Source organism: Nocardia brasiliensis (assembly GCF_011801125.1).
GTDB classification, from domain to species: domain Bacteria; phylum Actinomycetota; class Actinomycetes; order Mycobacteriales; family Mycobacteriaceae; genus Nocardia; species Nocardia brasiliensis_C.
Map to the genome: position 1 here is coordinate 7,059,128 of NZ_CP046171.1, position 25,630 is coordinate 7,084,757.

At 67.8% G+C, this 25,630-nt stretch carries 25 protein-coding genes and 1 pseudogene; 7 read left to right on the plus strand and 19 right to left on the minus strand.

The genetic code is table 11. The features are described 5' to 3' along the window. From F5X71_RS32150 to F5X71_RS32195, 10 genes are read right to left on the minus strand one after another with little or no spacing between them, the layout of a single operon-like run. Entirely contained in the window at nucleotides 1–1,179 is a 1,179-nt protein-coding gene (locus F5X71_RS32150; protein WP_167465367.1) for an MCE family protein, read from the minus strand. Beyond that, nucleotides 1,176–2,258, minus strand: a complete 1,083-nt coding sequence (locus tag F5X71_RS32155; RefSeq protein WP_167465368.1) for an MCE family protein — start codon at nucleotides 2,256–2,258, stop codon at nucleotides 1,176–1,178. Before F5X71_RS32155 ends, F5X71_RS32150 begins: the two co-directional genes overlap by 4 nt. Then, entirely contained in the window at nucleotides 2,255–3,355 is a 1,101-nt protein-coding gene (locus F5X71_RS32160; protein WP_167465369.1) for an MCE family protein, read from the minus strand. Before F5X71_RS32160 ends, F5X71_RS32155 begins: the two co-directional genes overlap by 4 nt. Beyond that, nucleotides 3,355–4,380: an MCE family protein gene (locus F5X71_RS32165; protein ID WP_167465370.1), complete on the minus strand. Its 1,026-nt coding sequence runs from the start codon at nucleotides 4,378–4,380 to the stop codon at nucleotides 3,355–3,357. Before F5X71_RS32165 ends, F5X71_RS32160 begins: the two co-directional genes overlap by 1 nt. Beyond that, nucleotides 4,377–5,405, minus strand: a complete 1,029-nt coding sequence (locus F5X71_RS32170) for an MlaD family protein (RefSeq protein ID WP_167465371.1) — start codon at nucleotides 5,403–5,405, stop codon at nucleotides 4,377–4,379. Before F5X71_RS32170 ends, F5X71_RS32165 begins: the two co-directional genes overlap by 4 nt. Then, the gene (locus F5X71_RS32175) at nucleotides 5,405–6,784 is read right to left on the minus strand and encodes an MlaD family protein (RefSeq protein WP_167465372.1); all 1,380 of its coding nucleotides are present in this window, start codon (nucleotides 6,782–6,784) and stop codon (nucleotides 5,405–5,407) included. The genes F5X71_RS32170 and F5X71_RS32175 overlap by 1 nt, the downstream gene beginning before the upstream one ends. Before the next feature lie 8 nt (nucleotides 6,785–6,792). After that, nucleotides 6,793–7,656 carry an ABC transporter permease gene (locus F5X71_RS32180; RefSeq protein WP_167465373.1) on the minus strand — a complete coding sequence of 288 codons (864 nt, stop codon included), beginning with the start codon at nucleotides 7,654–7,656 and terminating at the stop codon, nucleotides 6,793–6,795. Nucleotide 7,657: 1 nt separating this feature from the next. Then, the gene (locus tag F5X71_RS32185) at nucleotides 7,658–8,512 is read right to left on the minus strand and encodes an MlaE family ABC transporter permease (protein WP_167465374.1); all 855 of its coding nucleotides are present in this window, start codon (nucleotides 8,510–8,512) and stop codon (nucleotides 7,658–7,660) included. 18 nt (nucleotides 8,513–8,530) lie between these two features. After that, on the minus strand, nucleotides 8,531–8,719 hold the full coding sequence (locus tag F5X71_RS32190; protein ID WP_167465375.1) for a hypothetical protein: 189 nt from the start codon (nucleotides 8,717–8,719) through the stop codon (nucleotides 8,531–8,533). Continuing rightward, the gene (locus F5X71_RS32195; RefSeq protein WP_167465376.1) at nucleotides 8,719–8,943 is read right to left on the minus strand and encodes a hypothetical protein; all 225 of its coding nucleotides are present in this window, start codon (nucleotides 8,941–8,943) and stop codon (nucleotides 8,719–8,721) included. The genes F5X71_RS32190 and F5X71_RS32195 overlap by 1 nt, the downstream gene beginning before the upstream one ends. Before the next feature lie 288 nt (nucleotides 8,944–9,231). Here F5X71_RS32195 and F5X71_RS32200 point away from each other — a divergent pair, with 288 nt between their 5' ends. Further along, entirely contained in the window at nucleotides 9,232–10,137 is a 906-nt protein-coding gene (locus F5X71_RS32200; RefSeq protein WP_167465377.1) for an oxygenase MpaB family protein, read from the plus strand. 38 nt (nucleotides 10,138–10,175) lie between these two features. Here the strand turns inward: F5X71_RS32200 and F5X71_RS32205 are convergent, their stop codons facing one another. After that, nucleotides 10,176–11,306 (minus strand): serine hydrolase domain-containing protein, encoded by a 1,131-nt coding sequence (locus F5X71_RS32205; RefSeq protein ID WP_167465378.1) that lies wholly within the window; start codon nucleotides 11,304–11,306, stop codon nucleotides 10,176–10,178. Nucleotides 11,307–11,436: 130 nt separating this feature from the next. Here F5X71_RS32205 and F5X71_RS32210 point away from each other — a divergent pair, with 130 nt between their 5' ends. The 4 genes from F5X71_RS32210 to F5X71_RS32225 all read left to right on the plus strand — a co-directional run bounded on the left by F5X71_RS32210 (nucleotide 11,437) and on the right by F5X71_RS32225 (nucleotide 15,704). Beyond that, complete coding sequence (locus F5X71_RS32210) at nucleotides 11,437–12,258, plus strand: carboxymuconolactone decarboxylase family protein (protein WP_167465379.1); 822 nt, start codon at nucleotides 11,437–11,439, stop codon at nucleotides 12,256–12,258. Nucleotides 12,259–12,309: 51 nt separating this feature from the next. Further along, nucleotides 12,310–13,005: a type 1 glutamine amidotransferase domain-containing protein gene (locus F5X71_RS32215; protein ID WP_167465380.1), complete on the plus strand. Its 696-nt coding sequence runs from the start codon at nucleotides 12,310–12,312 to the stop codon at nucleotides 13,003–13,005. 121 nt (nucleotides 13,006–13,126) lie between these two features. Continuing rightward, on the plus strand, nucleotides 13,127–13,999 hold the full coding sequence (locus F5X71_RS32220; RefSeq protein ID WP_167465381.1) for an aldo/keto reductase: 873 nt from the start codon (nucleotides 13,127–13,129) through the stop codon (nucleotides 13,997–13,999). Between the two features lie 358 nt (nucleotides 14,000–14,357). Beyond that, nucleotides 14,358–15,704, plus strand: coding sequence for a helix-turn-helix domain-containing protein (locus tag F5X71_RS32225; RefSeq protein WP_167465382.1), 1,347 nt, complete (start codon nucleotides 14,358–14,360; stop codon nucleotides 15,702–15,704). A gap of 93 nt (nucleotides 15,705–15,797) precedes the next feature. On the opposite strand, the gene F5X71_RS32230 is transcribed toward F5X71_RS32225, so the two are convergent. The 6 genes and pseudogenes from F5X71_RS32230 to mftA form a co-directional block, all read right to left on the minus strand. Next, nucleotides 15,798–15,959 carry a hypothetical protein gene (locus tag F5X71_RS32230; protein ID WP_167465383.1) on the minus strand — a complete coding sequence of 54 codons (162 nt, stop codon included), beginning with the start codon at nucleotides 15,957–15,959 and terminating at the stop codon, nucleotides 15,798–15,800. 121 nt (nucleotides 15,960–16,080) lie between these two features. Continuing rightward, entirely contained in the window at nucleotides 16,081–16,299 is a 219-nt protein-coding gene (locus F5X71_RS32235; RefSeq protein WP_167465384.1) for an MbtH family protein, read from the minus strand. A 768-nt stretch (nucleotides 16,300–17,067) separates the two neighbouring features. Next, nucleotides 17,068–18,534 (minus strand): mycofactocin dehydrogenase MftG, encoded by a 1,467-nt coding sequence (mftG, locus tag F5X71_RS32240; RefSeq protein ID WP_167465385.1) that lies wholly within the window; start codon nucleotides 18,532–18,534, stop codon nucleotides 17,068–17,070. Between the two features lie 46 nt (nucleotides 18,535–18,580). Further along, nucleotides 18,581–19,981, minus strand: coding sequence for a mycofactocin biosynthesis glycosyltransferase MftF (mftF, locus tag F5X71_RS32245; protein ID WP_167465386.1), 1,401 nt, complete (start codon nucleotides 19,979–19,981; stop codon nucleotides 18,581–18,583). Nucleotides 19,982–20,211: 230 nt separating this feature from the next. Further along, entirely contained in the window at nucleotides 20,212–21,768 is a 1,557-nt protein-coding gene (gene mftC / locus F5X71_RS32250; RefSeq protein ID WP_167465387.1) for a mycofactocin radical SAM maturase, read from the minus strand. Between the two features lie 14 nt (nucleotides 21,769–21,782). Continuing rightward, nucleotides 21,783–21,857: pseudogene (gene mftA, locus F5X71_RS37645) on the minus strand (mycofactocin precursor MftA); the annotation flags it as partial. A gap of 366 nt (nucleotides 21,858–22,223) precedes the next feature. Between mftA and mftR2 the strand changes: the two are divergent. Together mftR2 and F5X71_RS32265 are read left to right on the plus strand one after the other, a co-directional pair. Then, nucleotides 22,224–22,847, plus strand: a complete 624-nt coding sequence (gene mftR2 / locus F5X71_RS32260; RefSeq protein ID WP_167465388.1) for a mycofactocin system transcriptional regulator MftR2 — start codon at nucleotides 22,224–22,226, stop codon at nucleotides 22,845–22,847. Nucleotides 22,848–22,908: 61 nt separating this feature from the next. Beyond that, a complete protein-coding gene (locus F5X71_RS32265; protein WP_167465389.1) occupies nucleotides 22,909–24,018 on the plus strand; it encodes a ferredoxin--NADP reductase in 1,110 nt (369 codons plus the stop codon). A 4-nt stretch (nucleotides 24,019–24,022) separates the two neighbouring features. Here F5X71_RS32265 and F5X71_RS32270 read toward each other — a convergent pair whose 3' ends face one another. Both F5X71_RS32270 and F5X71_RS32275 read right to left on the minus strand, forming a co-directional pair. Next, on the minus strand, nucleotides 24,023–24,763 hold the full coding sequence (locus tag F5X71_RS32270; protein ID WP_167465390.1) for a DNA alkylation repair protein: 741 nt from the start codon (nucleotides 24,761–24,763) through the stop codon (nucleotides 24,023–24,025). Nucleotides 24,764–24,825: 62 nt separating this feature from the next. After that, entirely contained in the window at nucleotides 24,826–25,587 is a 762-nt protein-coding gene (locus tag F5X71_RS32275; protein WP_167465391.1) for a glutamate racemase, read from the minus strand. Between the last annotated feature and the right edge of the window lie 43 nt (nucleotides 25,588–25,630).

Below are 25,630 nucleotides of genomic sequence, written 5' to 3' on the forward strand. Positions count from 1 at the left end.
CTATCTCCCAGGCGCCGGACGGGACAGCTCGTCACCGGTGACCCCGGGTGGCGGGCCCGAACCGTTGTCCGGCACGTTCGGTCGTGGTGCGTTCGCGGAACCGCGAACCTGCAACGCCGGGTTGTCGGTGATGCAGTAGTTGTAGAGCCGCACCCTGGTGTCCACGGTCTTGGTCGTCGGGACCACGGGCACGGTGTCGTAGTCGCAGGTCGGCCGGGGCCACGGGTCGATCAGGGTGTGGTAGGCGTTCTCGTGCGCGGGCACGCCGATGGCGGCCGACCCCGCGCGCAACGCGGGAAACAACGCCGCGATGGCGGGTGCGCGCAGCTTGGCCGCCTTGGTGATCGCGACGAAGTTGGTCACCAGATTGGTCATCGGATCCTCGGTATCGCGCACGATGCCGCCGAGCGTGGCGAGTTGGCCCGGCCCCAGCTCGAGGAACTTGCGCACCTCGGCGTCGGCGGCGCTGAGCTGCTGGAACAGCGCGCTGGACCCGGTGGTCAGCGTGCTCAGATCGGGTTGCGCGTGCGCCGTCGTCTCGGCGATCACCTGCAGGTTCTCGATGAGTTGCCGGGTCTGAGGCAGCAGATCGGTCAGTCCGGCCATGGCGCGACTGATCCCGGAGATCATGTTGCGCAACCGATCCGGCCCCCCGGCCAGTGCCTTGTCCAGCTCGTCGATGATCACGTTCAAGCGCGCCGGATTCAGCCCGCTGATCAGTCCGCTCATGCTCGACAACACCGACTGCACCGTCACCGGGACCGTGGTCCGCGCGCGCTCGACCACTGAGCCGTCCCCGAGGTAGGGCCCGCTGTCGGTGTCGGGCCGGAAGTCGAGATACTGCTCACCGGCCGCGGACAAGCGGCCGACCGCCACCGTGCCGCCGACGGGAATGCGTGCGGTCTTGTCGATTTCGGCGAGCGCGGCGACACCGTCACCGGAGATCCGCACCTCGGCGACCCGGCCGACCCGCACGCCGCGGAAGCTGACGTCGTTGTTCGCGGCGAGCCCGCCGGAATTCGCCAGCTCCACCCGCACCGTGTAGGTGTTCGGCAGCAGGTTGACCCGCAGTACCGCGGCCCCGAGGTAGGACACGCCTGCCACCAACACCAGGACCAGCCCGAGATTGGCGACCGCGATGCGATGGCGAACCAGCCACTGCCACAACGGAATATTCATCGGGTACCGCCCTGCAGCCGGCCGAGCACCTTCTCCAGCACCTGCGCCAGGCTGCCGATGAAGGCGGGGACGTCACCGATCTCGGGCGCCCTGCTGCCCTTCGGGTCGGTCAGCGCGCCGACACTCAGATACGAGACGGTGCCCGCCACCGCGAGCGTCGGCCCGTCCAGGCTGGCCATGACCGGGGGATAGACCGCGTGCAGTCCGTCCAGGGTGCCCGCGAGATCGTCACCCATCTGGGCGAATCCGGACATGAGCCGCTGGATGCTGTCGAACAGGCTCAGGAAGTCCGGGCCGGTGGTGTCGGTGAAGTCGCCGAGCGCGGCCATCGTCACCGAGATCTTCGCGGTGAGATCGGCGATGGCCTTGTTGTTCTCGGCCACCAACCCGATCAGCGGCGGGAAGGTGTCCGCGGCGGCCCCCAATTCCTGCTTGCGCCTGGCTAATTCGCCGGTCAGCGTGGACATCCCGGCCAGCATGCTGTCCACGTCGGCGGTACGCCGGTTGAGCGCGGTGAGCACGTCGGTCATCTCGGTGATCAGATGCGACAGCTCCGGGGCGCGCCCGCCGAACATGGAGTTCATCTCGCTGGTGATCCGGGCGGCCTGATTGAGCCCACCGCCGTTGAGCAGCAGCGAGATCGACATCATCAGCTGTTCGACCGAGGCGCCGGTCGCGGTGTGGTCCGGCGCGATGGTGTCGCCCGGCCGCAGCAACTCGGCGCTCTCCTGCTTCGACGGCAGCGTCATCGCGACGAACATGTCCCCGAGCGGGGTCGCCTGCCGCAGCTCGGCGGCGGTGCCCTTGGGCAGCTGAATGTCTTGGCGGATCCGCATTTCCACGTCGGCCAGGAAGTCGGTGGTGCTGATCGAGGAGACCATGCCGATATCGGTGCCGCCGATCTTGACGTGCGCGTTCGCGGGCAGGTTCAGCGCGTCCCGGAACACCGCGTGCAAGGTGTAGCCCGGACCGCCGATGCCCGGTTTCGGCAGCGGCACGTTGTCCACCGTCACCGCGCAGCCCGCCGTACCCGCGAGCAACCCCGCCGCGGCCAGTGCGGCCAGCGCCCGCCTGCTCATTTGGTGAGTCCGAGCAGTGCGGCGGTGAGCCCGAAGTCGGGGCCGAAGTCCTGGATCTTGCCGGTGCGACAACCGTCGAGCCGCATCTGCACCCGTTCGCAGAACACCGAGAGCGCCTCGCCGTCCAGCACCGCCTTGTCCAGCAGACCGTGTATCCGCAGCGCCTGATGTTCGCGGCTGGTCGCGTTGTCCAGATTCTGGAAGAACAGCGGTGCGACATCGGCGATCTCGGTGACCGCGCGGGCGTTGGCGCGCATCTGCCCGGTGAGCGCGGTGAAGCGGTTCAGCGCCCCGAGCAGCTGGTCCCGATTCGCGCCGACCACGGTGGAGGTGTTGGTGACGAAATCGTCGAGCTGGGTGAGCACCGCCTGCAGGCCCGGCGCCTGCGCCCCCATCAGCTCGACCAGCTCGGTCAGCCTGCCGCTGAAATCCCGCACCGTCTGGTCGTTCTCGGCGATGATCTGGGTGATCTCGTTGAGCTTGACGATGGTGTTCGAGATCTGGTCGCCGTTGGCCAGGCTGACCTCGAAGGCCGACGACATCGCGTCCAGCGTTTCGCGCAGCTTGTCGCCGTTGCCGTCGAGCAGCGGGAACAGCACCCGACTTGCCATTGGCCCGGTCTCGTTGTCGCCCTTCAGCGCCTTGCCGAGCTGGTCGAAATTGTCCAGGATGCGGTCGAGTTCGACCGGCGTCCTGGTGTGCTCCAGCGGGATGTGCGCGCCATCGGCCAGCACCGGGCCGTTGCCCTCGTAGGCGGGCGCCAACTCGACGTGCCGGTTGGTGATCAGCTGCGGGGAGACCAGGGCCGCAATGGCATCCGCGGGCACCTTGACGTTCTTGTCGATGGACATGGTGACCTCGACGTAGCTGCCACGGGCGGTCACGGTGTCGACCCGCCCGACCGGCACACCGAGAATCGCGACGTCGTTACCGGCGTACAGCCCGGCCACGTTCTCGAAGTCGGCACTGATCCGCAGATGTTCGCCGAGGTACTGGTCCGGTAGCCCGGACAGGCTGTCGGGCAGCAGCGAACAGCCGGACGCGACGGCGGCGATCCAGCACAGCACCGCGGTCTTGCAGAACGTAGTCATCTTCATCAGTTACACCCCTGTACCGCACCGGCGAAGCACAACCAGTTGTCCGGGAAAACCCACGGCGCCCACACGTCGCCGTAGGGGCCGTTGCCGAGCACATTGTTGAACTGCCGCAGGGCAACCGGCATGATCTCGTAAAGCGAGTCGAGGTTGTCCCGGTTCTTCTCCAACCCCTCTGACATCGTGTTCAGGCTCTGGATCAGCGGCCCGAGCTGGTCGTTGTTCTCCAACCCCATCTCCTGCAGCAACCGGGAGAGCTCGGCGACATTGTCCAGCAACGACTTCAGCAACTGCTGGCGCTGCGCCACCGCGTTGCCGATCGCCTCGCCCCTGGTGAGCAACAGCAGCACGCTGTTGCGATTGTCCGAAACCAGCTGTGCCACCTGGTCCATGCTCTTGAGCAGCACATCGACCTCGTCGCGGCGATCGTTGATCACCTTGGCGAGCGCGCCGATACTATTCAGCGCCTCGACGGTGAGCTGGGGCGAATCACCCATCTGCTTGCTCAGCAGATCGAGCGACTGGCGCAGCTTGTCGGGGTCGATCCGCTCGATGCGCTCGAACGACGACTTGTAGACCGGATCGCGGATGACCTTGCCGAGGTTGTACGGCACCGTGGTGTTAGCGATCGGAATCCGGTTGCCTGGCAATCCCTTTCCGTTCCCCGGCACCAGCTCGACGTGCAACTTGCCGAGGATGGTTGTCATCTTGATCGCCGCCCGCGCATCGGGGCCGAGCCGGATATCGCGGCGCACCCGCAGATCGACAACGACCTTCGCGCCGTCGAGGCGCACCGCGCGCACCGTTCCGACCTCGATGCCGGACACATCCACCGACGCGCCCGCGCGCAACCCGGCCGCCTGGGCGAACTCGGCCTGAATCGTCTTGTCCCCCAGCCTGGCCTGCGACAGCGCGCTGGAGCCGACGAGCAGCACGACCACCGAGCCCGCCGCGAGCAAGCCCAGCCACAGCAACCGATTACGGGGCAGCCGGACGCGTCCGGCGAGCGCTCGGGCCCGGTTCCTCATCGGCACACCTCCGACTGTGCGTTGCCGCCGACCTGGGAGAACAGCCCCGGCGGCAGCAGCACGCCCCAGAGCGAGACGTCCAAGCGGCAGATGTAGGCGTTGCCGTACGCGCCGTAGCTGGTGAATCGCGCTATGCCGTTGAGCAGGTCCGGCAGTTCCACGGCCGCCTTGTCCAAGGACGCGCCGTTGAGCAGCAGCAGCGCCACGCCGCTGGTCGCATCGTTCTGCGCCCCAGCCATATTCGGCTTCACCTGCCCGATCAGCCGCACCAGCGAGTCCGTCGAGGTGGCCACCTGCTCGACGGAACCCTTCAGCGACTCGCCTTGCGCGTAGAGCGACTCGACCAGGGAACGGGCCTGGGCGATCAGGGTTTCCAGTTCGCCGCTGCGATGCGCGAGACCGGCGATGACGCTGCTCAGGTTGCTGATCACGTCGCCGAGGATCTGGTCGCGCTGACCGAAGGTGCCCGCCAGCTCGGCGGCCTGGGTGATCAGCGCGCTCAGCGACACGTTGTTGCCCTGCAGGGCCTGGATCATGGTCTCCGACAACGCGTTGATCTGATCCGGTTGCAGCACACTGAACAGCGGCTCGAACCCGGACAGCAGCCCGGACACGTCGAACGACGGCTCGGTGCGCTCGAGCGGGATGGCCGAGCCGGCCGGCATCGTCTGTCCGGCACCGGCGCCGGGCACCAGCGCGACGTAGCGCTGCCCGATCAGATTCTGGTAGCGCACCATGGCTTTCGTCGTGGTGGTGAGTCGCTGCCTGCGCTGGATACGGAACTCGACCCGCGCCCGGTAGTCACCGTCGAAGTCGATCGCGTCCACCCGGCCGACCCGCACACCCGCCATCCGGATGTCGTCACCGACCCGCAGGCCGAGCACATCGGAGAAGGTCGCGGAATAGGAGTCGGTATCCCCGGGGACCGATCGCTGCAGAGTCGACCAGATGGTGTAGGTGAGCACCACCGCGAGGACGGCGAAGAGGCTGAACCCGATCAGTGCCTTGCTCGAGCGTTTGATCATCACGCGCCTCCGTTCACCGGATGCAGTGAGCCACCGGCCAGTAGCGGGGTCAACAGCAGGTACTGCGCGGCGTTCGGGGTGCCGCCGACGACCGCCGCGACCGCGTCGGTGCCGCGGAGACCACCTGGCTCAGCAGTATTCGGTGCGGGGTCACGGGCCGCGGCGGGCGCGGTGAGCCCGGGAATCATCGGCAGCCCGGGAATCGCCGGCAGTGCCGGTATCGCGGGCGCGGCGGGCAGCACCGGCTTCGGCCCGGCGGCGTCGAGCCAACCCGGCTGCAGTTGGGACGGAAACTCTTGCGGGGGTGCCGATTCCGGGATCGACGCACCGCCGCATCGCGGCCCTGACATGGCGCCGTACCGGGGGCAGTCCGCGGCGGTGTACTGCTGGAACGGCGTGAACGACACGTCCATCTTCCACACCATCTGCCGGCTCGGCCCGAACGAGAAGACCGAACGCAGCTTCTGCAGGGAGACATTGAAGTTGGCGGCCGTCTCCGGCAGCGCCGACGGGTCCTCGGCCAGGCTGCCGAACAGTTGGCCGACCCCGGACACCACTTCCTTGCCCGCGTCGGGATTGCGCGCGAACAGCGAGTTCACCGAATCGACCGCGCCGCCCGCGTTCGTCAGCAACGCGACGAGCTGCTCGCGCCGTTCGGTGAGGGTGCGCGCGGTGGTCACCGAATCCGACAGCACGCCGACCAGATCGGGCGCCGACACACTCAGCGCGGTGGCCGCGCGGCCGAGATCACCGAGCAGGTTGCCGATGCCCGGAATCGCGTGCACCTCGGTGAGCCAGCGGTCGAGCCGCTCGATCGTGGAACCGGGCACCCGCGCGGCCGGGTCGAGGGCGTCGGCCAGGGTGGCGAGCACCCGGCCCAGCTTCTCCGGCTGGATGTGGTCGAGCACGTCGCGCAGCACGCTGAGCGTGGTCTGCAACTGCACGGTGCCCACGCTGGTGTCCTCCGGTATCTGCGCGCCCGCGCGCAATGTCTCGGTGCCCCGGCCGGTGTCGACCAGCTCGATCGCCGTCACGCCGAAGATATTGCTCGGGATCACCCGTGCGGTCACCTGCGCCGGAATCATCACGGCGACATCGGGTTTCAGGTCGAGTTCGGCGCGCTGACGCTCGCCCTTCGCGACGACCTGCACCTCGCCGACCGAGCCGACGATCATGCCGCGGAACTTCACGTCGGCGTGCGCGGGCAGACCGTCGCCGGTGCTGGTGAGCAGCGCGACGACGCCGACCTTGTCCTCGAAACGTCCGGTGTAGCGCAGGCCGAGCAGATAGAGCAGCAGCAACACGATGGCCGCCAACGCGAGACCGGCCAGGGTGAGCTGGCGGGTGCTCGGACCGCGGCCACTGGGATCGATGATCATCGCGGCTCCTAACCCGAGATCCGGAATCCGGGGTCGATACCCCAAATAGCCAGTGTCAGAAACAGATTCGCGAACACCATGACGACGATGACCATCTTGATCGCCCGGCCCGCCGCCTGTCCGACGCCTTCCGGGCCGCCGGTGGCGACGTAGCCGTAGTAACACTGCAGGAAGGTCGAGAGCAGCACGAACACCATCACTTTGAGCACCGAGAAGAACACGTCGGCGCCATTGAGGAACTGGAAGAAGTAGTGGTCGTAGGTCCCGGCCGAGGTACCGCCGAGAAACAGCACCGACAGCTTGGTCATCAGATACGCGACCGCGAGACCGACACTGTAGAGCGGGACGATGGTCAAGGTCGCCGCGATCATCCTGGTGCTCACCAGATACGGAAGCGGGCGGATGGCAATGGATTCCAGCGCGTCGATCTCCTCGGCGATGCGCATCGCGCCCAACTGCGCGGTGAACCGGCAGCCCGCCTGGATCGCGAAGGCCAGCGTCGCGAGGATCGGCCCGATCTCACGCGTGGTGGCGAAGCCGGAGATCGCGCCGGTCAGCGGGTTCATCGTGAGCAGGTTCAGCGCGGTGTAGGACTCCATCCCGACCGTGATGCCGCCGAAGCCGCACAGGATGACGACGACACCGACGGTGCCGCCGCCGACGATGAGCGACCCGTTGCCCCAGCCCACGTCCGCGGTGAGGCGCAGCACCTCTTTGCGATAGTGCTTGAGCGCGAACGGAATCGCCGCGATCGCCGCGACGAAGGTGATGGCCTGATGCCCGGCGCGCTGATTGGCCCGCACCGGGCCCTGCGCGGCCGCGCCGATCAGCCGGAACGGTCGCAGCGCCGGAGGCGTGTAGCGCGAGCCCATCTCAGAGCACCTTCGCCGGGAACAGCGTGTTGTACACCTGGGTGATGATGATGTTGGTGGCGAACAACATCAGCGCCGAATTGACCACGGCCGCGTTCACCGAGTTCGCGACCCCGCCGGGGCCGCCCTTCGTGTGCAGCCCGATATCGCAGGCGATGATCGCGGTGAGCGCACCGAAGATGGCGGCCTTCACCAGCGCGACGATCAGATCGTTCGCCACGGCGAAGGAGGCGAAGGTGCTGATGAACGAGCCCGCGGTGCCACCCTGGGCATAGACGTTGAACAGGTAACCGGTGGCGAAGCCGACGAACACGACGAAGCCGCAGAGCAGCATGCTCACCAGCACCGCGGCCGCCAGTCGCGGGGCGACCAGCCTGCGGATCGGGTCGACGCCCATCACCCGCATCGCGTCGATCTCCTCCCGGATGGTGCGCGAACCCAGGTCGGCACAGATGGCCGAGCCCACCGCACCGGCGATCATCAGCGAGGTGACCAGCGGCGCGCCCTGCCGGATGATGCCGAGGCCGCTGACCGCGCCGATGAAGGTGGTCGCGCCGACCTGACTCACCAGCGCGCCCAGCTGGATCGAGACCACGACGGCCACCGGAATCGCGACGAACACCGTCGGCGCCGCGGACACATTGGCCATGAACGCGCACTGCTTGACGAATTCCTGGAACGGGAAGCGCCGGGCCAGCAGCGCACGGGCCATTTCCACGACGGCGTCGCGGCCGAGTCGCACCTGCCTGCCGAGCGTTTCCAGCGATCGTTGCGGGTGGCGCTGCCACAGGCCACGCAGGTCCGCCACGGCTTTTTCCAGATCGGTCCGGTCGGGCGGTCGTTCGGTGAGAGTCACAGGATTGCCTTTCCGGCGTCAGGCGGTGCCGCTCAGCTGCCGCTCGAGCAAGACGAGGAAAAAGCCGAGCACCGCGATGCCCGCCGCCACGGAGCTGAGCACCGCGAGCCAGAGCCCGAAGCGCAGTACCGGATTGACCCGTCTGCGTCCGCCGAGGATCTGCACGGCCATCACCAGCACGTCGATCAGCCAAACCAAGATCATCATCAGGTCATGCACACATTCGAGAAGGTGAGCACGGGCCAGCAGACAATCGATCCCAGAAACGAGACCACCACGTCGACGCCGTGCATATCGCGCAGGTGGCTGGTGTGCGTGAGCGTCCAGACCAGGCCGATCAGCCCGTAGGGAACGGCGAGAATGATCAGGGTTCCGAGGAACTCCGAGACCTTCATCTCGTAGCTGAACAGCCGATCCAGCTTCTCGAGCATGGGTGTCCTTTCGCGTGCCGACCGAACGGCACCGGCCCCACACGACAGCCCAGAGCACTCCGCCGTTGGATGTGGCCGACCGCCGCGCGGTCCGGTATGGGCGGCTATGTTACGCACGATTCCGGACTTCATGGAAGACTTTGGCAAAGATTGTCAGCCGGTTCCCGCAGTAATAATTGCACGCACATCGGTTCGTTGACGGTGCGAAGCAGGAAGCTTAAGTTATCTGTAGTTCACAGTTGATTTACCGGGATGCCGAGACGCCCCAGCCTTGGGAAGGACTCCCCCATGACCGCCGCCCCCAGCCCCGATCAGCACGATGCCCCCACGCTGTCGAAAGAGCGCACCAGAATTCCGATCCGATCCGCGCATCGGCCGGTTCGCAAACGTCCGATCACGCTGACCGACGCGCTGGACTTCTGGTCCTTCGCCGGGGCAGCTGCCAATGTGGCGATGCAGCTGGCACGGCCGGGCGTAGGGTACGGCGTCGCCGAGAGCAAGGTCGAATCCGGGTCACTGATGGCGCACCCGTGGAAGCGGGCCAGGACCACCACGCAATACCTGGCCGTCGCCATTCTCGGGACGGAAGCCGAGCGGCTCGCCTATCGCGAGGCGGTGAATGTCGCGCACCGGCAGGTCCATTCGGCGCCGGGCGCCGCGGTGAAGTACAACGCGTTCGACCGCGATCTCCAATTATGGGTCGCCGCATGCCTTTACATCGGTTTCGAGGACACCTATCAGCTGCTGCAGGGTCGCATGAACGACGAACAGGCCGAGGCGTTCTACGCCACGTCCTCGACCCTTGGCACCACCCTGCAGGTGACCGAGGAGATGTGGCCCGCCACCCGAGCGGATTTCGATCGGTACTGGAACGAAGCGTGCGAGCAGGTGGCGATCGACGACTTCGTCCGGAGCTACCTCGATGATCTGCTCGAACTGCGCATGATCCACTGGTATCTGCGGCTGCCGTTCCGAAAGCTGTTGAAATTCCTGACCATCGGCTTTCTCGCGCCGATTTTCCGCGAGCAGCTCCAGGTCGAATGGACCGCCACCGATCAGCGCCGATTCGAGCACCTTTTCGTCTTCGTGGCCTTCGTCAACCGATTCATCCCGCGTTTCATCCGGCACGGCGGAACCCACAGCCTCATGGCCGATGTGCGCCGCCGAATTCGCAAGCACAAGAACCTGATCTGAGTTCGGCACCCACCTCCCGGCCAGAAGTGCGGCAGTTATCAGGGGCACAGCGCGTCGCCGAGCAGGCCGATAAGATCGGGTTCTGACTTCGTCTTCGTGTTGAAGGCATAGGTCACCGCCCGGCCGTCCGGCGTCGCGCCGGATACCGTCAGGTAGCCATAGATTTCACCGGTATGCCCGACATAGTCTGCGCCACAGGGTAGTTCGACCTCGCCGAGGCCGAGCCCGTAGGACATGCCGTCGGCTTCGTCGCCCATCGGCACTCCAGCGCGCATTTCCCGGAGTTCGTTGGCGGGCACCACTTTTCCGGCGAGCAATGCGGTGAAGAAGCGGTTCAGGTCGGTGCCGGTGGACACCAGCGCACCGGCCGACCACGGCACCGATGGCTCGATCCGGGACACGTCGGTGCGCACGCCGTCGATCTCGTCGTAGCCCTTCGGGTGCGGACCACGGATGTCCAGCTCACCGGGGCCGGGCAGATAGGTGTCCGAGAGCTCCAGCGGAGTCAGGATCCGCCGCGTCAGCTCCTCGACATACGGTGCGCCCGTGATCTTCTCGACGAGCATTCCGGCCACGATGTAGTTGGTGTTGCTGTACTCGTAGCGGGTGCCGGGCGCGAAATCGGCGGGCATGGTGAGCACGATCGCGACCTCCTCGGCCGCCGTCATGGTGCGGTGCCGCAACGCCGCTCGATACTCGTCGATCCGCGGGTCCTCGGTGAGTTCCGGAAGTCCGCTCTGATGCCGCAGCACCTGGCGGACCGTGATCACCTGTCCGTCGATGCCGGGCCCGGTCAGCAGGCCGGGCAGGTAGGTGTCGACCGGTTCGTCCAGCCGGAGCTTGCCTTCGGCGACCAGTTGCAGCAGCACCGCGCTGGTAAAGGTCTTCGTGATACTGCCGATCCGGGTGCGCTGGCGCGGCTCGGCGGGCATCTTCGTGTGCGTGGCGAGGTCGGACTCGCCGCTGGTCAGCACCACGGTCGCGCCGTCGCCGGTGACGGTCGCGATCGCGCCGACGACCCCGTCCGCGACGAGTCGATCGATATCGGCTTGAACGGCGCGAATCCTGTTGTCCGACAGACCTTTTTCCGGGCCCGACGGCATTTCCGAAGAACATCCGGCCAGCAGTCCGGCGGCGGCGAGAACGGCGACGAGAGGTGCGCGGCGCATACCCGAAACGGTAGGCACCCGAGCGTGGCCGCACATCCGGGACGAACCCGGAGATCGCCTCCCCTGCAAGGATGAGGCCCGCGATCCAGGGCTTGCGTTGGAGTGCACTCCAACTTCTACAGTCCTTCGCATGACCACAATCCAGCAGCCCACGGGGCACAACGACCGTTTCGAGCGCGGCATGGCGCTGCTCAAAGAGATCGGTGGGCCGGAAGGTCCCGCGGTACTGGAGAGCCTTGGCGATATCGCACCCGACCTGGGCCGGCTCACCGTCGAATTCGGCTACGGCGACATCCTCTCCCGGCCCGGCCTGACCCTGCGGCAACGCGAGCTGGCCACGGTCGGCGCGCTGGCCGCACTCGGGCACGCCGCGCCGCAGCTGCGCTGGCACATCAACGGTGCGCTCAATGTCGGCTGCACCCGCACCGAGATCGTCGAGGTGCTGATCCACGCCAGCGTGTACGCCGGTTTCCCGGCCGCGCTGAACGGACTCACCGCCGCGAAGGAGGTCTTCGCCGCCCGCACCGATCTACCCGCTGAGCCGGCCGCGCAACCCGCGCCCACCGGCGACCGTTTCGAGCGAGGCAGCGCCGCGCTGTCCGAGATCGACGGGCAGGCCGGCGAGCAGGTCGTCGCCGCACTGCAGAACATCGCCCCTGACTTCGCCCGCCTGCTCGTCGAGTACTCCTTCGGCGACATCTACACCCGGCCCGGACTCGACCTGAAGACCCGGGAGATGGTGACGGTGGCGATGTGCACCGCGCTCGGCGTCGCCCCGCAGCTCGGGGTGCACATCCACGGCCTGCTCAATGTCGGCGGCAGCGAGCAGGAGGTGATCGAGGTGCTGATCCAGATGGTCGGCTACACCGGCTTCCCGGCCGCGCTCAACGCGATCACGGTGGCGCGCACGGTCTTCGCCGAACGGCGGACCCATCGAAATGCCGATGTCTGATATCGGTGATCCCATTGGCCACTCTTCGTGGTCGAACCTAGGGTCGGAGACATGGCCAAGATACTTTTCGTTGTGACCGGCGCCGACCATTGGACCCTGGCCGACGGCACGCTGCACCCGACCGGATTCTGGGCCGAGGAGTTCGTTGTGCCGTACGAAGCGGCGAAGGCCGCGGGCCACGAGATCGTGGTCGCCACGCCCGGTGGCCTGGTTCCGCCGGTGGACAAAGCCAGCCTGGCCGCCGAGTACAACGGTGGCCAGGACATCGCCGACCAACGGGCCGAAACGCTGGCCGCCGCGGTCGAACTACAGCGGCCCGCCGATCTCGCCCAGGTGCGCCTCGCCGACTACGCCGCGGTCTACTACCCGGGCGGCCACGGTCCGATGGAAGACCTCGCGGTGCACCGGGAATCCGGCGAACTGCTCACCGCCACACTGAAATCCGGCAAACCACTCGCGGTGGTCTGCCACGGTCCGGCCGCCCTGCTCGCCGCGACCGACGCCGAAGGGACCAACGCCTTCGCCGGCTACGCCCTCACCGGTTTCACCAATGCCGAGGAACGGCAAGGCGGTCTGGCCGAAAGGGCCAAGTGGCTGCTGCAGGACCGGCTCGTCGAGCTCGGCGCCGACTTCCAGGAGGGTGCGCCGTGGGCGCCGAAGGTAGTGGTGGACCGCAACCTGATCACCGGCCAGAATCCGGCGTCGTCCGCGCCGGTGGCCGCGGAACTGCTGCGCAGGCTGGCCTGACCGGGCGCGGGAATCGTCGGCGGGGTCGCGACGTTGCTGCCCAGAGCGACGTCGTCGCACGATATCCACAGCAAGGCTCGTCCGTTTTCGCGTAATTCCACTTCGGAAGGAACCGAATCATATGAGCACCGACCTCCACGCCCGGCCCGCCGCCGCGTCCGGGACCTTCGCGATCGGCGGGGATCTGCCGGTCCATCGGCTCGGCTTCGGCGCCATGCGGCTGACCGGCCCCGGTGTCTGGGGTGACCCGGAAGATCCCGACGAGGCGGTGCGGGTGCTGCGCCGAGTGGTCGAGCTGGGCGTGAACTTCATCGACACCGCCGACTCCTACGGCCCCTTCGTCAGCGAGCAGCTCATCCGCAAGGCCCTGCACCCGTACACCGACGACCTGGTGATCGCCACCAAGGGCGGTTTCACCCGCAGTGGCCCCGGCGATTGGCGAGCGGTCGGCAGGCCCGAATACCTGCGCCAGCAAACCGAACTCAGTCTGCGCCATCTCGGACTGGAGCGGATCGACCTCTACCAACTGCACCGGATCGATCCGAAGGTGCCGCTGGCCGACCAGATCGGCGAGCTGACGCTGCTGCAGCAGGAGGGCAAGATCCGCCATATCGGCCTGTCTCAGGTGAGCGTCGAACAGCTGGAGCAGGCCCGCGAACTCGCCACCATCGTATCGGTGCAGAACCTCTACAACCTGACCAATCGCACCGACGACGACGTGCTGGACTACGCCGAACGCGAGAACATCGCGTTCATTCCGTGGTATCCGATCGCCACCGGCAAGCTGGCCGAATCCGGCGGTCCGCTCGACGCCATCGCCGCGGCGCACGACGCGACACCCGCACAGGTGGCGCTGGCCTGGCTGCTGCGCCGGTCGCCGGTGCTGCTGCCGATCCCGGGCACCGCGAGCGTCGCGCACCTCGAAGAGAACACCGCGGCGGCGCGGATCACGCTGACCGACAAAGAATTCGACGATCTCGCCGCAGCTGTCTGACTACCCAAAGACTGTCCAGTTTACTTTTTCGCGGCTCGGCGATTGCCGAGCACACTGCGGGCATGCCGTATTTCCCCGCCACGGCCGGGGAAATACGGCATGCCATCCCTCCGAACAATGTCGGTGCACCCGGCACCGAAGGCGCCTACCGGAATCACGCTCGACACGGATGGATCAGGCCGTGCCGGGACCGCGCGCAGGATTCCGGAATGCCGGCGCCCTCGTGAGGGTTTGGGCAGAACCCCGGCACCGGGTGCGGATTCAGCGTGCACGTTGCGATTCGGTGGATAACAGTCCCGAATGCGGTAATTGCGGGTAGTTTCCGTTTGTATCAGCCTGGTGCGAGGAAGCGGGACCTATGGTTGAGATCGACTGGACGGGCGAGGATGTCCGTGCGCTTCGGGCCGCGCTGCGGCGAAGTCGGTACGAATTCGCGCGTCTGGTGGGCGTCACCCCGCGCACCGTTGTCCTCTGGGAAAACGGCCGAACGACTCGGATGCATGCCGCAAGCCAGCGCCTGCTGGACAAGGTCGTCTCCGATGCCGATCCGGCCGTCGTCGCGCGATTCGAGCGGACCGTCACGGCACGTCGAGGCTCCGGCCTCGACCTCGTGACTGCCGACTCGGCGCCCGATCCGCACACCCAGCTCGGTAGGGACATCGGGCTCGACAAGGAAGTCGAGGATGACGACGTGAGAAGGCGAGAATTACTGGCCTGTATCGGTGTGGGCCTCACCGGCCGGGCCGCCGAGCTGATCGCGAGCGAGCCGGAGAAGATGCTGGCCACCCTGGACGCCGGGTCGATCAGCGAGCGCCGACTCGGGTTACTCGAGAACTCGGTCGCCGAGCTCGGCAAGCGGGTGGTTCAGGTACCGCCGCACGAACTGTTGCATCCGACACTGGAGCAGTTCCGCACGGTCCGCGGCGCGCTCGCTCAGCGCCAGGCGACCCACCATCAGGTCCGACTGGTCCGCACGGCGGGCAGGCTGGCCAACGTGGTCGGCGAAATCCTGTTCAACGAAGGGCATTTCGGGCAGGCCAGGATGTGGTACGGCACGGCGATCCATGCCGCGCAGGACATCGGTGATCGTTACTCCGAAGACATCGCACTGGCGGGTCTGGCGTACCTGCCGACCTACAGCGACAAACCGAGGGAAGTCCTGAACCTGCTCGGCGGGCGGCTGGAGGAGAATCCGGCGCACGGCGCCGCGGCGGGCTGGTTGTGGGGAATGGCGGCCCGCGCGCATGCCAGCCTGGGAAATGCCGATCAGTTCACCCGGTGTATCGAGAAATCCGCCCGCGCATTGGAAGATATTGACCAGCAAGAACTTACGGTGGGCATCTTTTCCTATCGGCCCGAAAAACTCGCCTTCTACCAGGCGATCGGCAACGCGCGGCTCGGCCGCGCCACCGAAACGGCGAAAGCCGCGGCCCGCGCGCTCACACTCTACGATCCGCGAGAAACAATGGAGCCTGCGCTCGTTCGCTTCGAGCATGCCACCGCGTTGCTGAGCGCGGGCGAAGTCGACGAAGCGTGTTCCATTGCGACACAAGCGATCACCGGAAACAACACCTATATCGGATTGACGGTCACCAAGCGCGCCAAGCAGTTCGACACCGCGCTGTCGGGGTTCCGCGGCCGAGCGGTCACGGGCTGGCGCCAGCATGCCAGGTCGGTGCTCGAGTCGTCGCGAACCAAGGCCTGACGAACCGTCATTCACCCACGGCGCGCAAGACCCATCGAGCCGGGCACGCGCCGACGCGGTGCCGGTCGCTCGCCGAGCGGTGCGGCCTCGCCGTTATGAATTCGTTGCGTCCTGCGGGCGGGCACCACGCATGACGCCGGTGAGCCAACCGCTGATCTGTTGTGTCTGCGCGGGTGTCGGGCGGCCGGACTCCCAGCGACGGGCGGCTGCGATCAACGTCTCCGGCAGCGTGGGGGTGATCCGTTGATTCGTCATATGTACATGATGCACTGGGGCGCAGCAGAGTACGAGTAGGGGGCGAGGTGCGCCGACCGGCAGGGGGAGGAAAGCCGGCGCACCCCGCCTATATGGGCGGTTTTTCGGGTTCGGCGCTACCTCAGGAGGTTTCGTTCGCCCCGGCCTCGATGAGTGACTTGGGACGCATATCGGTCCAATGGGTTTCGACGTAGTGCAGGCAGGCCTTGCGGGCCGCGGCCCCGTACGCGATCGTCCAGCCGCCCGGTACCGCGGCGAAGATCGGCCATAGCGAATGCTCGCCGTCGGCGTTGACCAAGACGTAGAACTGGGCGTCGTCGTTGTCGAAGGGGTTGTTCATGCGATTTCCTAGCTTCCTGGTCGGGTCAGGTTCTTCTGGGGTCGAGCACAACGACGCGCACCGCATGGTTGTGCGGCCCGTCACTGGCGAATCGACGTGCGAGCGGGGAAGGTTGTGCACCCGCGCTCCGATCACGTCACGCGCTCGCGGTACGGCGCGCGTGGCAGCGGTCGCGGCGGCGAAGGGGCCGCGCAACGAAAAGGGCGCCGTACTCGGCCCGCATCCGGCGTCGCGCGCGCAAGTGCGCAGCGGACGAGTGGGTGCCGTGCGGGCGGAAATGTGGCGAGGAAGCAGAAGTCGTCGGCCGGCCATCGCCGGCGAAATCTTCACCGGTGCCGAACCTTCCCTGTGTCCGGCACCGGCGAAGCCTGACGCAGTAGACCGCCCTCGGCGTCGATGAAGCGTCGATCCGGTTCGGCCACTGCCAGGTTCAGCCTACTGGTGGCGACCGACATTTCCGGCGGTTCCGCGGACAAGACGGGCGGCATCGGGGCGGGCGGCGGAGTCGATAGTCGTGGTAGCACCGAGCGGCGGTGGGCGGGACCGGTTGTGGTGAGCTGTACCCCCGACGGATACAGCTCACCTGGCATGCCGCGACTCAACTCCGTATGTAGCACCAGAGCCTCCTAGAGCGGCAAAACAACAGCTGGCCGATGCCCCTGCGGACAGGCATGGCGAACATTAGGCGCTTGCCCCAATAAATGGGGGCGTTTTCCTCTAAAGACTGTAGCGGTTGACCAGTTCGCTCCGTCCCGAGCGGATCTCGTCTCAGCTGATGAGATGCGCGGCAACGTGTTCGGCGAGCATCACCACGGTCGCCTGCGGGCCACGCCCCAACGGCACCGGCACGACGGACAGGTCGACGACGGAAAGACCGGTGACGCCGTGCACCCGGCAGCGTTCGTCGACGACCGCGCGCGCGTCGTCGGCCGGACCCATCCGGCAGGTGCCCGACAAGTGTTGCGAGGTGGCCAGGTTCGCGCGCAGCCAGGCGTCGGCCCGCGCCGGTGGCCGCGGCATCGGGTCGGCGCACGGACGCGCCCCCATGCCGTGCAGCAGCGCCACCGCGGTGCCGACCGCCGCGCGCAGCCGCGCCCGGTCGCGCTCGGCGCGCAGATAGCCGAGCCGGATATCCGGCGGCGTCGCCGGGTCTGCCGTCCGCAAACGCACCGTACCCGCCGACTCAGGTCGCATCAGCGCCACCCCGAGCCGCCCGGCGCCCGGGGTGAAAGCGACCGTATAGGGGCGGAATTCGAGGTCGCCCAGCGTCAGCACATATTCCAATGCGACGGCCGCGCGAGCCGGTGCGGGCAAACAGTATTCGAGGCCGATTTCGGGATGATCGACACACCAACTCCCGACCGGCGCCGAGTGCACCGGCGCAATTCCGAGCGCCCGCAGGTGTTCGGCCGCACCGACACCGGAACGCATCAGCAATGCGGCGGTTTCGATCGCGCCCGCGCTCAGCACGATCCGATCGGCGTACACCGTTTCCCGACGACCGGCCCGCAGCACTTCGACACCGATTGCGCGGGTGCCGCGAAAAACAATGCGCGTCGCCGCGGTATCGCCGTGCACGGTGAGATTCGGCCGATTCAGCGCGGGCATCAGATAGGCGAGCGCGGTGCTCGCGCGCGCACCGTCGGCGATATTGCACGGCACCCGAGCGAAGCCGTCGGCAGCACCGGTGGGCGCGTTCAGATCGGCGAGCGCCGCGAACCCCGCTGCCGCACAGGAGTCGGCGAAGTCCGCGCTCAACGGCACCGGATCGGTGCTGCGGCGCACCGGAATCGGACCGGAACGGCCGTGCCAAGGCCGCGCACCGAAGTCCAGGTCGCGCTCCGAACGCCGATACGCGGGCAACACCGCGTCGAACGCCCAGGTGCGCGCGCCGCCGAGGACACCGCTCCACGCCGCGAAGTCCGCGGGCTCGGCGCGCGCGAAATAGCTGCCGTTCACCGCGCTCGAGCCGCCGATCACTTTGCCGCGCACGATATCCCCGGTGTGCGCGGCACCGTCGGCGGCGGCGAGCGAGATCGAATAGTGCCACAGCCACGGCGCGCCCGCCTCGATCGGCAGCCGGGTGGCCGCGCGCAACCGCGCAGGCACGTCGGCGGGCGCGCGCCACACCCGGCCCGCCTCGACCAGCCGCACGGTGTGGTCCGGGTGCTCGCTGAGCCGCGCGGCGAGCACGCAGCCCGCCGTGCCGCCGCCGACGATGAGGGTGTCGGTCATCCGGCGTCCGATCGATTCGTCTGCGGATCAGTGCGCGAGCACGGAATCAGTGCGACGGCGCAGTGGGTTTCAGCGACTCCGGGCTGCGCGCGCGGAAGGCGCCGACCCAGAGCCCGGTGCCGTAGGCGATGTCGTCGAGCCGCTTGTACGCCACGTAGCGCACCGGATCGAGCCCGCCCGCGTCGCGGTGGGTGAACCAGTCGGCGAGGCCGTCCGCGACGGCCATGGTGATCGCGATGCGCCGAATCCGCCTGGACGCCAGCATCGCCAGCAGCGTCACCGGCCAGTAGTGCCTGCACATCGCCGAGGCCAGCCGCCACAGCCCGGCGAAGAAGCCGCGCGACAGATAGATCGCGGCGATCCGCGTCGGGTTGTCCAGTTCGGCGAACACCCGGCGTAGTCGCACCAGCGCGGTGGCCAGGGTGAGCACTCCGCCGAGCAGCCCCCACTTGGACTTGGTGGCGAAGAGGAAGGCCGCCAGCATGGTCCACGAGGGCAGCGACAGCGGCGAGACCATGCCGGGGTGCCGCTCGCCGAGCGGCGCGGCACCGGTGCCGTAGAACATCTTTCGGCCGAACCAGGCGCGGAACGACACGCGGTGGTCGTGCGCGACGTGGGCAGCGGGCTCGTAGCGCAGCCGCCAGCCCGCCTGCTCCAGCCGCCAGCACAGATCGACGTCCTCGGCGACCTGCATCGACTCGTCGAAGCCGTCCTGATCGAGCAGGGCGCGCCTGCGCACCAGCAGTGCCGCGCTCGGCACGTAGGACACCAGCCCGTGCGACTGCACAGCGGCCTCGCGCCTGCCCAGATCCAGCGAGGAGCGGGTGTGTTCGTAGCGGGCCAGTGCGTTGGACTCCGGGTCGAGCGCGACGATGCGCGGGGCGACCAGCGCCACCTCCGGGTCGCTGAAGTGCCCGAGCATCACCTCGAGCCAGCCGCTGCGCGGCACCACGTCCGAATCCAGGAAGGCGACGAAGTCGGTTGTCGCCGCCTTCAATCCGGCGTTGCGCGCGGCCGCCGGGCCCTGGCGCTCGTCGTGGCGCAGCACGGTGACCCGGCAGCGCGAACCGCGATCGCGCGGGATGTGCACCGGCTGGTCCGACCCGTCGTCGACCACGATGACGTTGTGCCCGCGCAGCGCCGCGAGCAGCCGGGCGAGCCCGTCGGGGTTGTTGTACAGCGGCACGATGACGGTGACGTCCTCGGGCGAGGGCAGCAGGCGCGGACGCGGATTCGCGACGCCGGAGTCGAGCAGCCGTCTGGCAACGGTCGCGGACTTCGGCCCGGTCACCTCGAGGTACCCGTCGCCGATCATCTCGGCGGCCTCCGGGGCAAGTCGCAGCAACCGAGCGGGGGAACCGCCGATCAACACTCGTCCGCCGGAGTATGCGCGTACCCGTGGATCAATCCGCACCCCGAATCCGTCGGGCAGGCGATCATGGCGCATTCCTGGCATGCTAGGCGGAGATTCGCGGACAAGCATCATCAGTCCGGTTAAAAGGACAGAATTCCGCACCAATCGGGCCCGCCGACGCGCCGCGGCGGATATCGCGGACAAAGTTGGGGCCGCTCATTTCACACGATTCCAGCATTCGGCAACGCAACGGCAATCGGCCGGTCGTAACCGGAACTCGACCGCCGCGCGTTCGACAGCACACCACCGGCAATTGCCATCCGCTATGCCAGCGGACTCTCGTCACAGGCACGAGCCGGGCGGCGTTCAGGTGAAAATCCGCTCGGGCGCGTCACCGACAGGGTCAATGGCACCGGCGCGGGTTTGCGGGAGCCGGTGCGCGGGGTCACCCGCCGCGAATGATCGACCGACGAGCGCGGAATCAACCGCGCCGGGTCGGCCAGCGCCGCCTCGCCGTAGCCCTGGACGCATTCCGGGTCCGGCCCGTCGGCGGGCAGCCCGGTGAAGAACTTGGCCGCCATGCAGCCGCCGCGGCACGAGTCGTAGTGGCTGCACGACGCGCAGGCACCGCCGCCGCTGGGCGCACGCAGCTCCGCGAACAGCTCCGACTCCCGCCACACCGCGGCAAAACCGCCGTCCGCCACCACGTTTCCGGCGTGGAACCGGTCATGGATGGCGAACGGGCAGGCGTACACGTCGCCGAGCGGGTCGACCAGGCAGACCACCCGCCCCGCGCCGCACAGGTTCAGTCCGGGCAGGGCCTGACCGTAGGCGGACAGGTGGAAGAACGAGTCGCCGGTGAGCACGCCCTCGCCGTTGCGCAGCAGCCAGTCGTAGAGCACCCGCTGCTGCTCCGGGGTCGGGTGCAGCCCGTCCCAGACGTCGGCGCCGCGCCCGGACGGCCGCAGCCTGGTCAATCGCAAAGTGGCACCGTATTTTTCGGCGATCGCCCGAAACTCGTCGAGCTGACCGATGTTGTGCCTGGTCGCCACGACCGACAGCTTCGCGTCGCGGAAGCCGGCCGCGGCGAGATTCTCCAGCGCCCGGATCGCCATCGCGTAGGAGCCGGGCCCGCGCACCGCGTCGTTGACCGCCGCGTCCGCGCCGTCGAGCGAAATCTGTACGTCGACATAGTCACTTGCGGCCAGCCGGGCGGCCACCTCGGGCGTGATCCGAACACCGTTGGTGGAGAACTTCACTCCGACGTGGTGCGCGGTCGCGTAGTCGACCAACTCCCAGAAGTCCGGGCGCACCGTGGGTTCGCCGCCGCCGATGTTGACGTAGAACACTTGCATGCGCTCGAACTCGTCGATCAGCGCCTTGCACTGCTCGGTGCTCAGCTCGCGCGGATCCCGACGGCCGGACGAGGACAGGCAGTGCACACAGGACAGGTTGCAGGCGTAGGTGAGTTCCCAGGTGAGGCAGATCGGCGCCGCCAGACCGGATTCGAACCGATCCACCAATCGCACCGCCGCGTCGGACGGCGGGACCACCCCCGCCGTCGACGGTGCCGCGCTCACAGCAGCGGCGGCGGCGGGCGCCCGCGTAGCAGGGGCAGGCGCCTCGATGATCATCGCCGAATCGGCCAGCTGTGTCAGCGCTTTCACATACTGCGCGGAATCGCGCGCCGTGACACCCGCGGCGCTCAGCGCCGATCGCGCGGAGGGGTGCGCGGGCAGCGACCGCACGATCTCGACGATCCGCGGGCTCTTCAGGAAGGAGAGCTTGCGGGTGCCGAAGTGGTAGAGCAGGGCGCCGAACGGTTCCGGGCGCAGGGCCACCCGCGGGTGCAGCTGCCATCGGTCATCGAGATCGAACATGGTCTTTCCGCCTGTCAGTAGACGCCGCACATACCGTCGATGGACACCTCTTCGATGAGGGTCTCCTCGACCAGCGGCGCGGTGTCCTCGCGCGGTTCGGCGGTGCCGACCGTGCCCGAGTGGTCGGTGTCGGCGTGTCCGTTGGCTCCGTATTCCGGCATGTCTACCTCCGAGCAAGCGATCGGCGGCTACCCGATGTAGCCCCCGTCACACGATAACGTCATTCGCTGACAAAATGGAACACGTTCTTGTGCACGACTTGGCCGCCGCAGGCAGAACGGCCGCCCCGCCATCGCGCCGATCGGCCGGAGCGGGCCCGTGCCGTGGCGACCGAGTAACCCGCACACCGACCCGGGCCCGGCGTCGCCCTCTAGACTTCGGAGAGAAAGCAGCTGGACAGGACGGGACGGGCGACGCGCGCCCGCGGTGGTAGAGGTGGCATGGGAGTCGGACGAATGCAGACGAGCGGGGGCGGCAACACTCTGTCGGAGTCCGAGATCGTCGAGGCCGCGCTGCGGGTGGTCCGCGAAGACGGCGTGGAGAAACTGTCGATGCGGCGGCTCTCCCGCGAACTCGGAGTTTCCCCGATGGCGCCGTACTACTACGTCGCGGACAAGCGCGAGCTGCTCGATCTGGTCGCCACCGCCGCACTGACCGGAGTGCGCACGCCACCAGCGGAATCCGGCACCTGGCAGGTCCGGCTGCGCGATCTCATCGACCAGATCGACGAGAAGCTGCGCAAGCACCCCGGCCTTGGCGACGTACTGATCGAGCAGATGCTCGGCAAACAGCTCGATCTGATCGCGGCGGTGATGGAGATCCTGTTCGAGGCGGGCTTCAACGATCGCAACGTGCTGGCCGCCTATGCCACGATTCACACCTACCTGTTCGGCCGCAGCCGGGTGAACCCGCGCGACCGCGCGCCGCTGTCGGATGTCGCTCTCCCGAATGCCGTCGAACGTGCCACCAAGCACATGGCCGACCTGCGCGGGAAGTACGCCTACGACTTCGGCATGGAGGTACTGATCGCCGGACTCGAGGCCCAGCTTGTCCGGCAGCCGACGTCCGACGTACGATAAAACTGAAACACGTTCTAGTTTTGGCGCCGAGTAGCGCCGCGCCAGGTTCGAGAGGACGACTATGGATGCAGCATCGCGGAGCGAACCCATCGGGGGCGATGCTCAGGTGAGCGGCGGCTCGACCGTCGAGGTTCCGCACGGTTCACGGTCGGCCGTGCTGCGGGTGGCGGCGGTCATCACCGAAACGCCCGACACCTGCTCGCTGGTCTTCGACGTGCCCGAGGACCTGGCCGAGCGGTTCCGCTATCACCCCGGCCAATTCCTGACGCTGCGCATCCCCAGTGACCTGACCGGCTCGGTGGCCCGGTGCTATTCGCTGGCCAGCTCGCCGTTCACCGACGACCGCCCGAAGGTCACCATCAAGCGGACCGCGGGCGGCTACGGCTCGAACTGGGTGTGCGACAACGTCAAAGCGGGCGATTCGCTCGAACTGCTGCCGCCCTCGGGCGTTTTCACGCCCAAGGACCTCGACGCGGACCTGCTGCTGTTCGGCGCGGGCAGCGGCATCACGCCGGTGATGTCGATCCTGAAATCGGCGCTCGCGCGCGGCAGCGGCCGAATCGTATTGGTATACGCCAACCGTGACCACGATTCGGTGATCTTCGCGAACGAACTGCGCGACCTGGCCGACAAGCATCCGCAGCGACTGACCGTGATTCACTGGCTCGAACACCTGCAGGGCCTGCCGACCGCCGACGCGCTGGCCACCCTGGCCGCGCCGTACCAGAGCTTCGAAGCGTTCATGTGCGGGCCGAAGCCGTTCATGGACCGGGTACACGACGCGCTCGCCCAGCTCGGGGTGCCGCGCACACGCACGCACGCCGAGGTGTTCAATTCCCTTGCGGGCGACCCGTTCGCGGACCAGGCGCCGGTCGAGATCTCCGACGAGGAGGCGGCCGCGGCCGCCACGGTCGAGGTGGAGCTCGACGGCGAGGTGCACGAGCTGTCCTGGCCGCGCAAGCAGACCCTGGTCGACATCATGCTGGCCAAGGGCCTGGACGTGCCGTACTCGTGCCAGGAGGGCGAATGCGGTTCGTGCGCGTGCACGGTGCTCGAGGGCAAGGTCGAGATGGACAACGCCGAGATCCTCGACCCGGACGACATCGAGAACGGCTATATCCTAGGCTGCCAGGCACATCCGGTGACCAACCACCTGAAGATCCAGTTCTGACCGTTCAGCGCGCGCGGTAGTGCGCGCGCCGCGCGGGATCGAGATGTTCGGTCGCGTAGCTGAGCGCGGTGCGTCCGAGGTCGGCGGCATGCCGGTCCAGGAAGTCGGTGAGCAGGCGCTGCTCGATCCGCTTGCCGACCTCGCGCAGCATCCAGCCCAGTGCCTTCTGGATGAGGTCGCGGCGGTCGTCGAGCAGCCGCTCGGCCAACGCGAATGTGGTTGTGGCATCGCCGGATTTGATGAAGGCAAAGCTCGACAGCAGCGCGACCCGGCGCTCCCAGAGCGAGTCCGCGCCGGCCAGCTCGAACAGCAGCTCCCTCGGCTTGTCCAGCAGCCACGGACCGACGATGTTCTCGGCGGACACGTCCACCAGGTCCCAGTTGTTCACCCGGCCACGGCGCACGGCGGCCAGGTAGCGGTCCACCATTTCCGCGCGGGCCGCGTCGTCGAACGTGCGGGGCTTGGACGCGGCGGCGAACCGGGCGTTGAGCACGACCAGACCGGCGAAGCGGTCCTCGTGCACCGGGCTGTCCAGCAGCAGGTCGATCTCGTCCAGGGACAGTGCCGCAAAGCGTTTCGCGACCGCGCGGGTCGCGGGGACACGCACGCCGATGAACACGTCGCCCTCGCCGTATTCACCGGGGCCGGTCTTGAAGAAGCGCTGCAGGTGGATCGCGTCGGCGGGATCGGCGATCGCCCGCAGCGCGGCTTGCACCGCGGCCGCGGTCTGCGCGAGGTCGGTCATCGCGAGCATCTCACTTCCGAATGATGGTGCGGAACAGGAGTCGGCGCGCCCGGCACGTCAGCTCACCCTTGTGCGCCCAGAATCCGGCCCGATTCGAAAGCCGCGGCGCTGGCGGGCAACTCGCCGGGCCTGCCGCTGTTACGGACCAGCACAGCGCCGTTGCCCGGCGTCGGACGGCCGAGCGCGTCCATGCGCCGAATGGTCTGTGCCGCAACGGCTTGCGCGCTGTCGAAGAGCCGGACACCGTCGGGCAGCGCGGCGACGATGGCATCGATCACCAGCGGGTAGTGGGTACAGCCGAGCACGACGCCTTCCACGTCGTCGGGGGTCTCGGCCACCGCCCGCGCGATGGACTCGCGCGCGCCGACCAGGTCACCGCGGTCGATCGAGTCGGCCAGGCCGTGGCAGGCCACGCCGACCACATCGGCGTTGCCGCCGAACTTGGCGATCAGGTCCGCCTGGTACCGGCTGGCCGTCGTGGCCGCGGTGGCCCAGACCGCCACCGACCGGCAGACGGCGGCGGCCGGTTTGATCGCGGGCACCGTGCCGATCACCGGCACGTCGGGACCGACCTGCGCGCGCACGTGCTCGAGCGCGGTGACGCTGGCGGTGTTGCACGGAATGACGATCACCTCGGCGCCCAGCTCGATCGACATCCCGGCGGCCCCGACCACGCGGTCGATCGTCCACTGCTCCGGTTTGGGCCCCCACGGCGCGCCGTCGGGGTCCAATTGCAGCAGCAAATCCACGTCCGGACGCAACTTGCGCAGCCACGCGGATGTGGGCAGCAAGCCGAGACCCGAATCGATGAGCGCGACGATCACATCGACAACGTTATTACAGGGCCCTGACGCGGTGCCCGGGACG